Source organism: Frankia sp. AiPa1 (genome assembly GCF_023243075.1).
Lineage (GTDB): Bacteria > Actinomycetota > Actinomycetes > Frankiales > Frankiaceae > Frankia.
This window is the reverse complement of the sequence record NZ_JALKFZ020000133.1, coordinates 1-14,187: the sequence shown is the minus strand read 5'-3', so window position 1 is coordinate 14,187 and position 14,187 is coordinate 1. Positions and strand designations below refer to the sequence as shown.

The following is a 14,187-nucleotide window of genomic DNA, read 5'->3' as shown; positions in this document are numbered from 1 at the left end:
CGATGCACGGCTACGACGTGTTCCGCCATTACGAGCGCAAACGCTGGACGATCGAGAACCTGCCCTTCGACGAGATCGACCCCGACCAGGTCCGACCCGAGTACGTCACGATGGTCAAGAGCTCGGTGATGGGCGAGGCGAACTCGATCGCCGCCCAGCACGGCTTTCTCAACGAGTTCGACGACTATGACTTCTCGGCGTTCGTCGCCGTCTGGGGTTATGAGGAGCTCCAGCACCACTTCGCGTTCCGGACCTGGCTGGACGCCGTCGGCGTGAGTATGCCGAGCGCCCCGGTCGAGGCCATGCGCGCGCCGTACGCACCGGGCAGCACCCCGAGTGCCACGCTGGCCACGAACATCATCTCCGAGCTCACGGTGAACCACGTCTACCGCTCGGTTGCCGCCTGGGTGCGGGAGCCAGTGCTGCGTGACCTGATGCTGCGGGCGAGCCGCGACGAGGCCGGCCACGCCCGCGAGTTCCTGCACTACGCCCGCCGCCGCCTCGACCGGCACCCGGACGAGCTGCCCTCGGTGCTCGAGACGCTGTACGTCTACACATCCGAGCAGCGCATCAAGCATCCGGTCGGAGTGTTCAAGAGCGGGCTCGCCGAGGTCGAGAACCACGAGACGATCGACACGGCGTTCGAGATGTTCCTCGCCGGCATCGCCACCGAGGGTGAGCTTGACCGGCTACAGGACAACATCCGCCGCGCCTTCGCCGCCCTGACCGGCCTGGACGTCAGCACCAACGGCCGCATCCGCCGCCGCCTCGCCGAGGCCCTCACGTGACGACCGTCGAGCCATTGCCCGCCACCGAGGAAACCGAGGGGGCCCGGGCCCGGGAACAGGGCGAGCTGCCCTGGGCGGTGCTGGCGGACTATCACTGCTTCGGCTGCTCGCCGCACAACCCGCACGGCATCGCGCTGCAGTTCACCGAGCATCCCGAGGGGCTCGCGACCACGTTCCGCCTGGGCCGCAGCTACGAGTCCTACCCGGGGGTCGTGCACGGCGGGCTGCTCGGCGTCGTCGTCGACGAGACGATGGGCAATCTCATCGTCATGCGCACCGGCCGGGTCGCGTTCACGGTGAGCCTGCGGCTGCGCTACCTCGCCCCGGTCACCGTCGGTGCCGCGTTCACCTGCGTGGCCCGCCTGGGCCGTAGTCGTCCTGGCGAGCCGGGCACAGACGGCCCGCTGACCAGCGCGACGGCCGAGATCCTCGATGCGGACGGCGCCCCGGCCGTGACCGCCACCGCGACCTACCGCAACGTCCCGACCACGATCGCCCGTCCGACCGCGCAGGATCATCCGACCGCGAAGGAGCAGTAGTGAGCATCGACGCCGACGGCATCATTCGCTCAATCACCGAGATCGTGGCCGCCGAACTCGGGGTGGCCACGGACACGCTCGTCCCCGACACCGACCTGCGTGGCATCGAGGGGGCCGACTCGGTGCGGCTGCTGCGGGTCGTCGCCAAGGTCGAGCAGACCTGGGACATCGAACTCGAGGACGACGAGGTGTTCGGCGTCTCCTCGATCGCGGACCTGTCGAAGGTCGTCACGGCCGCGCTGCAGGTGCGGGCCGCATGACCACCACCGCCGCCACCGCAGCCGACGAGATCGCCGCTGACGAGACCGCCGCCGACATCCGGCCGGGGGAGACCAACCAGCATTACGATCTTGACCCGGAGATCTTCGGTTTGTTCCTCGACCCGCTGCGCAAATACTCCTCCGGGCTGTACCGCACCGAGGGAATCGGCCTCGCGCAGGCGCAGATCGCCAAGCTCCATTTCGTCGCCGACCGGCTGCGTCTCGCCTCCGCCGCGGCTGTGGGCGCCGCTTTCGCCGCGTCCGCTTCGTCGGCTGCTTCCACCGCTTCAACAACGCGGGGCGCTTCGGGCGCGCGGCTGCTCGACGTCGGATGTGGCTGGGGCTCGCTCATCCTGTTCATGGCGCGCGAATACGGCGCGCGGGTGACGGGGATCAGCCCGGCTGGGCGTCAGCACGAGTTCATCGCGCGCCGGGCCGCCGAACTCGGCGTCACCGAGCGAGTCACCACCACCGTCGGAAAGTTCGAGGACGTCGCCCTGCCGGAGCGCTCGTTCGACGCCGTCACCATGCTCGGCTCGATCGTCCACATGCCCGACGTCGACCTCGCGGTGCGCCGTGCCCGGACGATGCTGCGCCGCGGGGGCCGGTACTACGTCTCCGAGACGTGCTTTCGCAACGCCGCCGCCCGCGACGAGTTCGACCGCCGGGCCGGGACCGAGTTCGTCCGCAACTCCATCTTCGGCTGGGGCGACATGCGCCCGCTGTCCGAGCTTGTCCGCGCGGTCGAGGACGCCGGATTCTCGGTCGACAGCGTCGATGACCTCACCGACGACTACCGGCGCACCATCGACGACTGGCTGGTCCGCGTCGCCGAGTCCGCGGACGCGATCGACGAGCTGAGCCCCGGCATGGCGGCGTCGCTCACCCGCTACCTCGAGGTCGCCAACGCCGGCTGGGGCTTCACCACCAAGCACTACGCCCTGGTCTGCCGGAACGGCCGCTGACATGGCCACCGAGACAGGCACGGTAGCTGGCCCGCCGACTCTCCCGGCGTCCGCGCTGGCGGTGCCGGTGCGGTCGGTCGGACTGCCGGCGGACGACCTGGACCGGACCGTCACCGCGTTCATGGCCGCCTCCCCGGTGACCCGACGCTGGGATGTCGAGCGGGACTTCGACTGGGCCGCCGCCGACGCGGGACGGCTCACCGACGGCCAGCGCTCCGCCGTCCGCTTCATCACGTTCATCGAGGACCATCTGCCGGGCTATTTCGCGCTCTACGGCAGCCGGTTCCCCCTGGACGCCGACACCGACGTCGAGACGTTCCTGCTCAACCGGGAGATCTACCACTTCACCGTGCGCTGGGCGCAGGAGGAGGACAGCCACGCCCGGGCGCTGTTCCGCTACCAGGTCGAGTCGGGGATCTCAGCCGCCGAGCCACTGCGCCGCGAGCTCGCCGAGGAGGGCCGCAAACAGTTCTCCCTGCCGCACGAGCATCCCGCGGCGCTGTTCGCCTACACCCTGGTGCAGGAGAAAGCGACGCAGATCTACTACCAGAACATCAAGGCCGTCGTCGGCGACCCGGTGCTCGCCGAGGTGCTCGGACGCCTCAGCCGGGACGAGGCGCGCCACTTCACCTTCATGGCCGACATGGTGGAGGCCTACCTGCGCCGTTACGGCGACGCGGTGATCGAGCCGATCCGCGACGCCATCGCCCAGTTCCGGATGCCGCTGGCGGACACCATGCGCGGCTACTGGCGCTGGGCGCTGCGCATCGCCGACACCGCCCACTACGACCACACCGAGGCCTACGAGCACCTGGTGCGGGTGGTCCGGCGCGCGGTGGACACCCCCTCCGACCGCGTCGACGAGCTGGAACGCTTCGTCCGGGCCTGCCGCGCCCTGCCCGCTGACGCCCGCTGACGCCCGCTGACGCCCCACATCTGGCCCCATCCCTTCCTTCGGTCCTGCCCATTCGACGCTGTACGAGGAGATCCGTCGTGGACATCGTTACGGGTCCAGCCCCCGCCATCGCTCCGACTCCAGGCGGTACCACGAAGATCACGGTGGAGCAGGCGGCGGGGAACATCTTCGATCCGGCCTGGCATCACGACACCTTTCCCAACTACCGGGTGCTGCGTGAGGCGGGACCGTTCGTGCCGGCGCCGTTGGGCGGGATGCGGCTGGTCACCCGCTACCGGGAGATCGATGCGATCCTGCAGGACCCGGCGTGGAGCCACGCGGAGGAACGCGACCTGATGCATCCCGACAGCGACGGCTCGGACCTGCCGACCTCGTTCCTGTGGATGGAACCGCCGGACCACACCCGCATCCGGAAGCTGGTCAGCAAGGCGTTCAGCGCTCGGCGGATCGAGGCGATGCGGGTGCGGGCCCGTGAGCTCGTCACCGAGCTGGTGGACGCGGCGATCGTCGCCGGCGAGGTGGACCTGGTCGAGGCGATCGCCTACCCGCTGCCGCTGACGATGGTCGCCGAGCTCATGGGCGTGCCGTCGGCCGATCACGCGGCGGTGCGTTCCTGGTCGTACGGGCTTGCCAGGGGCCTGGACCCGGACATCCTGCTGACCGCGGCGGAGGTCGACAACCGGCAGCGCTCGGCGCGGGCGATCCGCGAGTACTTCACCGAGCTGACCGCGCGTCGGCGGGCCGAACCCGCCGACGACCTGGTCAGCGCGCTCGCGCTCGCCGAGGCCGAGGGTGACCGGCTCAGCAGTGACGAGATGCTCGCGACGCTGGTCGTCCTGCTCGTCGCCGGGCATGAGACGACGGTCAGCCTGATCTCGAGCACGTTCCTCAACCTGATCCGCCACCCCGACCAGTACGCGGCACTGCGGGCCGACCCGGAACTCGCCGGGCCGGCGGTGGACGAGCTGATGCGGTACAGCACGCCGTCGCACCTGACCACCCGGCGGGCGGTGCGCGACACCGAGGTCTCGGGGGAACGGTTCACCGAGGGCGACGGCGTGATCATCCTGCTGGCGGGGGCGAACCGGGACGGCGACGTCTTCGCGGACCCGGAGCGCCTCGACTTCACCCGGTACGCCGGCGGGGCACGGGCGCCCCGTCATCTGGGGTTCGGCCGTGGGCACCACTACTGCGTCGGCGCGCCGATGGTGCGCCTCGAGGTCGAGCTGCTGCTGCGGGAACTCGCTCGCCGGGGCCCGCGGATGATCGCCCTCGCTGACCCGCCGCCGTACCGGCCGAACCTCATCGTGCGCGGCATCCAGGAGTTGCGGGTGCGTATGCACGCCGACGTGCCAGCGTCATTGTGATTCTGTAGGGGGGCGGTGACATGCTGCGTTGATGTGGTAGGGGTCACGATGCGCAACAGTCGTTCGCCACTGAGGCGACCCGTGGAGGGAAGGTCCGGTTCACCGGGGGTTAGTCGGCGCCGTTAGGCTGACACTCGATGCCCCTGTGGAGGTGGCCATGGAGTTGCGGCATCTGGTGTCCTTTCTGGCGATCGCGGAGGAGCTGCATTTCGGTCGAGCAGCTGCCCGGCTACATCTTTCCCAACCCTCGCTGAGCCAGCAGCTGCAAAGGCTGGAGCGCAATCTCGGCGTTGAACTGGTCGCCAGAACGTCTCACGACGTACGGCTCACGGCAGCGGGAAAGGCCTTCGAGGCCGAGGCCCGGACGATCATATCCCAGATGCGCAAGGCGACCCACACGGCCCGCGAGGTGGCTGCTGGCCGGACCGGCGTCGTCCGGGTCGGTTTCAATTTTCCGGGCGGCCAGCATGTCGTTCCCATGGCGCTGGCAAAAATGTCCGAGGAATACCCGGACGTCACCGTCACCCTGGTCGAGCAGCGTACCGGTCCGCAGCTCGCCGCCCTGTCCTCCGGCGAGTTGGACGTCGCGATCGTCTATGGTCGTCCGACCTCGCCGGAATTCTCCTCACGCCGCCTGTTCCGTGTTCCGCTGGTCGCGGTGGTCGGCCAGGGGCATATGTGGGCCGGGCGGGGCGGGATCCCGTTCGGGGAACTGGCCTGCCAGCAGTGCGTGCTGTTCGCCCGGGAGAAGAGCCCGGCGATGTACGACGCCATCCAGGCCGCCGCCGAGGCGAGTGGCATCACCCTGTCGGTCGCTCATGAGGTGGATGACCCGAGCGCCACGGCCATCGTCGTCTCGGTGAAACCGCTGGTCGGGTTCGCCTCGGCGTCCCGCGGGCTGCATATCGGCTCGGTCGGCGGCGGGCCGCGCCCGACCTCGGTGCAGCTCTACGACCCGGTACCCACCCTTGATCTTTATGTGGTGTGGCGCACGGCGAACGAGGCGCCGCTGGTGGACGGCTTCATCGAGTGCGTCGAAGCCGCCAGGCCTTTCCAGCTTCCAGCCTATCGAGCCCCCGCGCCCCGAGCACGGCGATAGGGAACGTCGACCGTTCGTTTCATTCGGAAGGATCGCCTTGCCGCCGTGCCCGGGCAATCCGACACTTGGCTCGGAATCCTGGCTGCGTTTCGCCGTGCGAATGTCGTTGTAACGGCGTCCGCGTTCTTGCGGGAAGGTGATGAAACGTGCGGAAATCCTTCACGGCCGACGGCGTTGTTCTACCGGATGATCAGGGAGTCTGGGCCGCCCTCGAGATCGGCATCCGTAGCCGTCCGGAGCGGGTGCTGCTCGCCCGCACCGACGGCCCGCCTGGTGCGGTCGTCGACATCGACGGCGGCGAGTTCGCCGGACATGTTCGCAGGGTCGCGGCCGAACTGCTGGGCATCGGCGTCGGCCACGGCGACCGGATCGCCATCATGGGGCGCAGCAGCTACCCCTGGGTGGTGGTGAGTTACGCGGCGCTCGCCCTCGGCGCGGTCATCGTGCCCGTTTATCCGACGGCATCGCCGGCGCAGGTGCGGCACATCGTCACCGACTCGGCCGCGAGCTGGGCCTTCGCCGAGACCGACGAGCAGGCCGCCGTCGTCACCGAGGCCGCCACGGGCCTGCGGCACCCCACCTGGCTGCTGGGCCAGATCGATGTCTGGACCACCGGCGAGAGTTCGGCCCTCGAGGACGGTGCGGCCGGAACCGGTGGCCTGGCCGACGAGGAGGTCCAGCGCGGCGGCAAGGTCCGTGCCGACGATCTGGCGATGGTCATCTACACCAGTGGGACGACCGGGCTGCCCAAGGGCGTCATGCTCACGCACCGTAACATGTACGCCTCGTCTGCCGGCACCGTCGAGCACACCGGTGAGATGTTCCGCGTCGCGCCCGACGGCTCACAGGCCACGACCCTGCTGTGCCTGCCGCTCACCCACGTCTTCGGCCAGACGATCCTGCTGGCCTGCCTGTATGCGGGCAGCCGCACCGTGATCCTGCCGGGCATGCCCGACCTGGTCCCGGCGATGCCCACGGTCCGCCCGACGTTCCTCGCGGTCGTGCCCTACGCCCTGGAGAAGATCCGTAAGCGGGCGGCGGGGCTGCCCGGCGACGAGGTCGCGGCGTTGTGCGGTGGCCGGCTCACCCAGGTGATCTGCGGGGGCGCGTCGCTGGACGACACCACCGCCGGCTTCTTCGCCGGTGCCGGCGTGAACATCCTCAACTGCTACGGCCTGACCGAGGCGGCCACGGCGGTCACCGTCAACCAGCCGGCCGCCAACCGTCGCCGTACCGTCGGCCGGCCGATCCCGGGCACCACCGTCGCCATCGCCGACGACGGCGAGGTGCTGGTCGCCGGGCTCAACGTCTCGCCCGGGTACTGGTCGAGCCAGCAGCACGACCTCGGCCGCGACGCGACGGGCCCGACCGCGCAGCACTTCCTGCCCACCGGCGACATCGGCCACCTCGACGACGACGGCTACCTGGTCATCACCGGCCGGCGCAAGGAGATCCTGGTGACCGCGGGCGGCAAGAACGTCGCGCCGACCCAGCTCGAGGACCGGGTCCGGCTGCACCCGCTGGTCAGCAACTGCATGGTCGTGGGAGAAGCGCGCTCGTTCGTCTCGGCCCTGCTCACCCTCGACCGCCCGGCCCTGGTGCCCTGGGCCGAGGCCAACGGTGTCGACCTGGGTTCTTCGTCCGCGTCGAATCCTCTGGCCGCCGCGCCGGTCACGACCGCCGGGGACGAGGCCGCCGGGGACGAGGCCGCCGGGGACGAGGCCGAGGGCTGGTGGGAACACCCGAGGCTGCTCGCCGAGCTGCAGACCGCGGTGGACGACGCCAACAGCCTCGTCTCCCGGGCGGAGTCGATTCGCGCGTTCCGGGTCCTCGAGGGGGACTTCACCGTGGACGGCGGTCACCTCACCCCGTCGATGAAGTTGCGCCGCGCGACCATCGAACAGGAATTCACCGAGGCGATCGCCGGTATTTACCAGTGATTTTGGCCACTCGATAGACCCGCCTTATCGGCCGATGAGACGTTTGCTGGTCCGTTGCCCCGGAACGCCAAAAAAAGCACCATTGCCAAGGACCCGAACCCGAGCCAGAACCGCGGCCGCCGGCCGACGCCGGCCAACGCCGGTCGACAACGGGAGGACCCGTAGATGTATGACGTCATCGTGGTGGGCGCACGCTGCGCCGGATCGCCATTGGCGATGCTGCTGGCTCGGCGCGGCCACAAGGTTCTCGTGGTGGACCGCGCCACCTTTCCCAGCGACACCGTATCCACCCACTACATTCACCAGGCGGGCCTGGCGCGGCTGCGCGACTGGGGAATTCTCGACCGGTTGGTCGCCACCGGCGTGCCCGCGATGCGGCACATGGTCTTCACCTACACCGACATCACTCTGACCGGGTTCGCCGACCCGATCGAGGGGATCACCGAGGCATACTCGCCGCGCCGAACCGTTCTCGACACCATTCTCGTGGACGAGGCGCGGAGTGCCGGCGCCGAGGTGGTCGAGGGATTCACCGTCACCGGGGTCGTGTTCGATGACGGTCGGGCCGCCGGCGTGCGCGGCCGGGTCGGTGACGGGCCGGAGCAGGAGTTCCGTGCCCGGTTCGTGGTCGGCGCCGACGGGCGCAACTCCACGGTGGCCGGCCTGGTCGGCGCCGAGATCTACCGCTCGGTGCCGGCGGCGTGCTTCGTGTACTACTCGTACTACAGCGGCCTGGACTGGACCTTCCACCACCGCACCGGCTTCGACCTGCAGCAGTTCGGTGCCTGGCCCACCCATGACGGCCAGCACCTGATCGCCGTCATGCGGCGCAAGGACCGGATGCGCGAGTTCCGGGCCGACGTGGAAGGTAATTTCCACGAGATCTACGACCAGATCGACCCGCGGCTCGGCGAGGAGCTTCGCACCAAGGGCAAGCGCGAGGAGAACTTCCGCGCGATGGCCTACCCCGACAATTTCTACCGCCGCTCGGCCGGCCCCGGCTGGGCCCTGGTCGGCGATGCCGGATACCACAAGGACCCGTTCACCGGCTGGGGAATCAGCGACGCCCTGAAGTACACCGAGGTCCTCGCCGAGAAGCTGGACGAGGGCCTCGCCGGGCAGCGGCCGATCGACGAGGCCGTCCTCGAGTACACGAAGATCAGGGATGCCGAATCCAACGGCACCTTCGAACTCACCTGTAGCGTCTCCGAACTGAGTCTCACCCCCTACTACGACTCGGTGTTCCGGGCCACCAGCTGGAGCCCCGAATACACGAAGAAGTTCTTCGGTCTGATCGGCGGCGGTATTCACGGCGAGGAGTTCTTCGCGCCGGCCGCCCTCGAGCAGCTCTACGAGGAGGTCGACTACCCGGTCGACCGTCGTTTCACCACCCAATCCTGACTCCCGGGCCGGCCGGCCGCCCCGCCGGCCGGCCGGGTTTCCGGCCTGTACGGCCTGCGCACCACAGGCAACCCGCTCCTGCCTTTCCCTGATTCCCCGACCGCGGGCCACCCTGCACGAGGGACTTCTCCTGAACAGTGTGGCGCGCCGCGGCCCTGTACACGGAAGGCGAACAATGCCCGCAGCGAGGTTCACCGCTCTCGGTGACAGCTTTGTCGAGGGCCGAGGCGACGCCGCCGCCGACGGCTCATACATCGGATGGGCCCGCCGGTTCGCCCGGCGGATGGGGGTCTCGCCCCGAGAGACCCGTAATCTCGGCGCCTACCAGGCGACCACGCAGGTTGTCGTCGACACCCAGCTGCGCCAGGCACTGGTACGCAAGTCGCCGCTCATCGGCGTGGTCGTCGGCGTCAACGACCTGGTGCAGGACTACGCGCCGGACCGTCTCGCCACCAACCTGCACACCATCTTCGGGTCGCTCGCCGGCCTCGACACCACGGTGTTCACCGCCAGCTACCCGGACATTCCCGCGAACCTTCCGCTGCCGGAGGAGTTCCGCGGCCTGCTGCGCCAGCGGTTCGCCCATGCCAACGACGTGCTGCGCGAGGTGTGCGCGGCCACCGGCGCGCTGCATCTCGACATCGCCGCGGAAGCCGACTGGTCCGGGCGGGGACTGTGGAGCGCCGACGGCCTGCACCCGAACGCCGACGGCCACAGCCGGTTCGCCGAGGACATGGCGGACCTCGTCGAGCGGGCCTCCTGGCTCACCGCCGCCTGATGGCGGCCCCCCGGCCTCCTGCGGCCTGATCCCGCGGTCACCGCGCCGTGCGGTCGCCTCGCCGTGCGATGGCCAGCGGCCTCGCTCCCCTCCGCCCGGACATCCCCCCTCTGCCCGGCCCTGAGAAGGGAACCTCGTGACCAAGCCCGCGCCCCACGCGCGCCCGACGCAGCCCGCTGACCTCGACTCCCGGCGGCTCGCCCGCAACCCGATCGCGATCGTCGGCATGTCGGGGCTGTTCCCGATGGCCCGCAACCATCGCGAGTACTGGCAGAACGTCGTCGACGGCGCCGACTGCACCAGCGAGGTCCCCGCCTCCCGCTGGAACCTCGACGACTATTACGACGCGGATCCTGCCGCGCCGGACCGGACGTACTCGCGCCGCGGCGCGTTCATCCCGGACGTCGAGTTCAGCCCGCTGGAGTTCGGCCTGCCGCCGAACCAGCTCGAGGTGACCAGCACCATGCAGACGCTGAGCCTCGGCGTCGCGCGTGACGTGCTGCGCGACGCCGGCGCCCGGGACACCGCAGGCCGGAACGCGGACTGGTACGACTCGGGGCGCACCGGGGTGGTGCTCGGCACGACCGGACCCGTCCCGCTCATGCACCCGCTGGCCGCGCGGCTGTCCACGCCGGTCCTGCGCGAGGCGGCCCGCAGCACCGGGCTCACCGACGCCGACGCCGATGAGATCATCCGCCGCTACGTCGCCGCCTACGCGCCGTGGGAGGAGAACTCCTTTCCCGGCCTGCTCGCGAACGTGGTCGCCGGCCGGGTCGCGAACCGTCTTGACCTCGGCGGTCTGAACACCACGGTGGACGCGGCGTGTGCGGCCTCGCTGTCCGCGGTGCGCCTGGCGGTGGCCGAGCTCGTCGACGGCCGGGCCGACACGATGATCACCGGCGGCGTCGACACCGAGAACACGATCTTCATCTACATGTGCTTCTCGAAGGTCCAGGCGCTGTCGAAATCCGGCACGATCAGCCCCTTCTCCGACGACGCGGACGGCACGCTGCTCGGCGAGGGTATCGGCATGCTGGCGCTGCGCCGCCTCGCCGACGCCGAACGCGACGGCAACCGGATCTACGCGGTCATCCGCGGCATCGGCTCGTCGTCGGACGGCCGGCACAAGAGCATCTACGCGCCGCGGGCCGAGGGCCAGCGGATCGCGCTCGACCGTGCCTACGCCGACGCCGAATGCGGGGCGGACACCGTCGAGCTGTTCGAGGCGCACGCCACCGGCACCGCCGTCGGCGACCGTACCGAGCTCACCGCGCTGCACGGTCTGCTGCGCGACGCCGGGGACGAGAAGCAGTACGCGGCGCTCGGCAGTGTCAAGTCGCAGATCGGCCACACCAAGGGCGCCGCCGGCACGGCCAGCCTGATGAAGCTCGCCCTCGGGCTGCACCACAAGGTACTGCCGCCGACGATCAACGTGGACAAGCCGAACAGCGCCGTCGACTTCGGCGACGCCCCGTTCTACGTCAACATCGCCAACCGGCCGTGGATCCGCGACCCGCACCGTCCGGTGCGCCGCGCCGCCGCCTCGGCAATGGGTTTCGGCGGCACGAACTTCCACGTCGTGCTCGAGGAGTACACCGGCGACCGCACCGACCTGCGCGTCCTGCACCGCACGGCCCGCGCCTACCTGTGGCACGCCCCCGACGCCGCCGCCCTGCTCGACCTTCTGCGCTCCGGCGCGCCCGCCCTTGCCAGCACCGCGCCCGACGCCGTGGCGGGAGTCGGTACGCCGGCTGGCGCCGAGGGTGGTACCGCGACCGACGCCCTGGCCGGATCCAGCGGAGGCGAGGCGCCGATCCCCGCCGGGCACGCGCGGATCGGGTTCGCCGCTCGGGATGAGGAGTCCGCCGCCGAGTTGCGTACCCTCGCCATCGCCCAGCTCGAGCGCGCTCTGGACGCCACCGAGTGGTCGCATCCGCGGGGCATCCACTTCCGGTCGCGGGCCCGGGAGAACCTCGCTGTCGCGGCGCTGTTCGCCGGGCAGGGCAGCCAGTACCTCGACATGGGGCTGGAGGCCGCGCTGAACGTGCCGCCGGTCGGCGCCGCCTTCGACGAGGCGAACGCCGCCTTCGACGGGGCAGCGCGGCGCCTGGCTCAGGTCGTCTTCCCGCCGCCGGTGTTCGATGCCGCGCAACGTCAGCGTCAGGAGCTGGAGCTGCGGGCAACGGAGCACGCTCAGCCGGCTATCGGCGCGCTGTCCGTCGGGCAGCTCCGCTACCTGCGTGAACTCGGCCTCGACCCGGTCGGCTACCTCGGCCACAGCTTCGGCGAACTCACCGCGCTGCACGCCGCCGGTGCGCTTGACGCCGAGGGTTTCTTCCGCCTGGCCCGTGAACGCGGCCGCGCGATGGCCCCACCCGAGCACGGCAGCGGAGGTGTCGGCGACGGCGGGGACGCCGACGCGGAGGTCGACACGGGCAGCATGGCGGCCGTGCCCGCCGGACGCGAGCGGGTCAACGCGCTGCTCGCCGAGTTCCCCGACCTGGTGATCTGCAACCACAACGCGCCCGAGCAGGTGGTCGTCGGCGGGCCGAGCGACGCCGTGGCCGCGTTCGTCCACCGCTGCACCGCCGAGGGTCTCGATGCTCGGCGGCTGCCGGTGTCCGCGGCCTTCCACACCCGCTACGTCGCGCACGCCGTCAACCGGTTCGCCGAGGCATTGGCCGCGACACCCGTCACCGAGCCGACCGCTCCCGTCTACCCGAACACCGAGGACGCGCACTACGGTCCCGACCCCGCCGCGAACGCAGCGGTTCTCGCTCGCCAGCTGCTCGAACCGGTCGAGTTCGTCGGCGCGGTGCGTGCCGCGCACGCCGCCGGGGCCACCGTGTTCGTCGAGTTCGGCCCGAAGCAGGTGCTCACCCGGCTGGTCCGCCAGATCCTGCCCGACGCGGACGTGGTGGCCATCGCCACCGACGCGGGTCCCCTCGGTGACAGCGACCTCGCGCTCAAGGCCGCCGCCGTGCGGCTCGCCGTGCTGGGCGCCCCGCTGACCGGCCTCAACCGCTACCAGGCCGAGATCGCCGAGCCGGAGGCGGTGAAGGGCCCGACGATCACTCTGTCCGCCCCCGAGTACACCCCGGCGGCCCGCCGCGACGCCTACGCCGCGGCCCTGGCCGACGACTACACGATCATCGGTTCCGCCGCCGCGGCGTCCGTCCAGCCGGCGCACGCCCCCGTGCTGGCCGCGGTCGCGGCTGTCGCCCATGGTCCGAGCGCGAACGGCGCGACCACCAACGGAGCGACCACCAACGGCGCGCGGCCGAACGGCCAGGCGCTGGCCGGCGCGATCCCGGCCGGCGAGGTTCCGGCCCGGACGACTGGTAGTGGTCCGGCATCGACTGGCGTGGTCCCGAACGGCACGGCGGCACCGGATGCGCCCGTGAACGACGCACCGAACGGCCGCGCGACGGCGAACGGAGGCTTGGTGAACGGCGAAGGCCTGTCGCATGTCGGCATCCCCGCTCCCGGTGTGACCGGCGGCGCGGATACCGGACCGGTCGGACCGGCCGGCGCACCCGACGTCCTGACCCAGCAGGTCACCCTGCACTCGGTGTATCTGTCCGGGCAGCTGGACGTTGCCAGCCGACTCGTCGACGCGCTGCACGCCTACCAGCGCACTGGCCGGGATGACCCACGCTTCACCGACGCGATCACCTCGGTCGCGCAGCAGAGCGTGGTGATCGGCCAGACTCACGCCCAGGCCAACGACGTGCTCGCGCAGCTCGCCGAACTGGAGCTGGCCGCGGGCGGCCACCTGGTGGGCGGCGATCTGGTGAACGGCCGGGGCGCCGACTTCTCGCTGGCCCCGACGGCGTTGCCCGGCGCGGCCCCGGCGCCCCGCCGCGCACTGCCGGCCGCCCCGGTTGTGCCGTTCGCGGCGCCGGCGCCGGCCGAGCCCGCCGCCGTCGTGGTCTCCGCCGCTGTTTCCCCGGCCGCGCCCGCTGCGGTGCCTTCCGCCGGGTCGGCCATCACGCCATCGATCACCGTCCCCGCGCAGGCGGCGCCCGTCGCCCCGTCGCAGTCTGTCGGTCTGGATGCCGACGCGATCCGCGGCACCCTCATCGCGGTGGTGGCGGAGAAGACGGGTTATGCGGCGGACATGATCGATACCGG

At 70.8% G+C, this 14,187-nt stretch carries 11 protein-coding genes; all 11 read left to right on the top strand.

Annotation, left to right across the window (positions count from 1 at the left end):
- The first annotated feature begins 2 nt into the window (after positions 1-2).
- Positions 3-788: a ferritin-like domain-containing protein gene (locus MXD95_RS13620; RefSeq protein ID WP_250640974.1), complete on the top strand. Its 786-nt coding sequence runs from the start codon at positions 3-5 to the stop codon at positions 786-788.
- Complete coding sequence (locus MXD95_RS13615; protein ID WP_308301492.1) at positions 785-1,327, top strand: PaaI family thioesterase; 543 nt, start codon at positions 785-787, stop codon at positions 1,325-1,327. The genes MXD95_RS13620 and MXD95_RS13615 overlap by 4 nt, the downstream gene beginning before the upstream one ends.
- Positions 1,327-1,587, top strand: a complete 261-nt coding sequence (locus MXD95_RS13610) for an acyl carrier protein (protein WP_250640973.1) — start codon at positions 1,327-1,329, stop codon at positions 1,585-1,587. Before MXD95_RS13615 ends, MXD95_RS13610 begins: the two co-directional genes overlap by 1 nt.
- A complete protein-coding gene (locus MXD95_RS13605) occupies positions 1,584-2,552 on the top strand; it encodes an SAM-dependent methyltransferase (protein WP_250640972.1) in 969 nt (322 codons plus the stop codon). The genes MXD95_RS13610 and MXD95_RS13605 overlap by 4 nt, the downstream gene beginning before the upstream one ends.
- A 1-nt stretch (position 2,553) precedes the next feature.
- Positions 2,554-3,468 (top strand): acyl-ACP desaturase, encoded by a 915-nt coding sequence (locus MXD95_RS13600; protein ID WP_250640971.1) that lies wholly within the window; start codon positions 2,554-2,556, stop codon positions 3,466-3,468.
- A 77-nt stretch (positions 3,469-3,545) separates the two neighbouring features.
- Positions 3,546-4,835, top strand: a complete 1,290-nt coding sequence (locus MXD95_RS28945) for a cytochrome P450 (protein ID WP_250640970.1) — start codon at positions 3,546-3,548, stop codon at positions 4,833-4,835.
- Between the two features lie 157 nt (positions 4,836-4,992).
- A complete protein-coding gene (locus MXD95_RS13590; RefSeq protein ID WP_250640969.1) occupies positions 4,993-5,934 on the top strand; it encodes a LysR family transcriptional regulator in 942 nt (313 codons plus the stop codon).
- 146 nt (positions 5,935-6,080) lie between these two features.
- Positions 6,081-7,874: an AMP-dependent synthetase/ligase gene (locus tag MXD95_RS13585; protein ID WP_250640968.1), complete on the top strand. Its 1,794-nt coding sequence runs from the start codon at positions 6,081-6,083 to the stop codon at positions 7,872-7,874.
- A gap of 165 nt (positions 7,875-8,039) precedes the next feature.
- Positions 8,040-9,275 (top strand): NAD(P)/FAD-dependent oxidoreductase, encoded by a 1,236-nt coding sequence (locus MXD95_RS13580; RefSeq protein WP_250640967.1) that lies wholly within the window; start codon positions 8,040-8,042, stop codon positions 9,273-9,275.
- A gap of 175 nt (positions 9,276-9,450) precedes the next feature.
- The gene (locus MXD95_RS13575; RefSeq protein WP_250640966.1) at positions 9,451-10,053 is read left to right on the top strand and encodes an SGNH/GDSL hydrolase family protein; all 603 of its coding nucleotides are present in this window, start codon (positions 9,451-9,453) and stop codon (positions 10,051-10,053) included.
- A 136-nt stretch (positions 10,054-10,189) separates the two neighbouring features.
- The coding region (locus MXD95_RS13570) for a type I polyketide synthase (RefSeq protein WP_250640965.1) at positions 10,190-14,187 on the top strand (3,998 nt) is incomplete at its 3' end.

Excerpts from the sequence above, each read along its gene's own strand:
- MXD95_RS13620 (WP_250640974.1), top strand. The coding sequence starts at position 3 with ATGCACGGCTACGACGTGTTCCGCCATTACGAGCGCAAACGCTGGACG.
- MXD95_RS13605 (WP_250640972.1), top strand. The coding sequence starts at position 1,584 with ATGACCACCACCGCCGCCACCGCAGCCGACGAGATCGCCGCTGACGAG.
- MXD95_RS13575 (WP_250640966.1), top strand. The coding sequence starts at position 9,451 with ATGCCCGCAGCGAGGTTCACCGCTCTCGGTGACAGCTTTGTCGAGGGC.
- MXD95_RS13580 (WP_250640967.1), top strand. The coding sequence starts at position 8,040 with ATGTATGACGTCATCGTGGTGGGCGCACGCTGCGCCGGATCGCCATTG.
- MXD95_RS13600 (WP_250640971.1), top strand. The coding sequence starts at position 2,554 with ATGGCCACCGAGACAGGCACGGTAGCTGGCCCGCCGACTCTCCCGGCG.
- MXD95_RS13590 (WP_250640969.1), top strand. The coding sequence starts at position 4,993 with ATGGAGTTGCGGCATCTGGTGTCCTTTCTGGCGATCGCGGAGGAGCTG.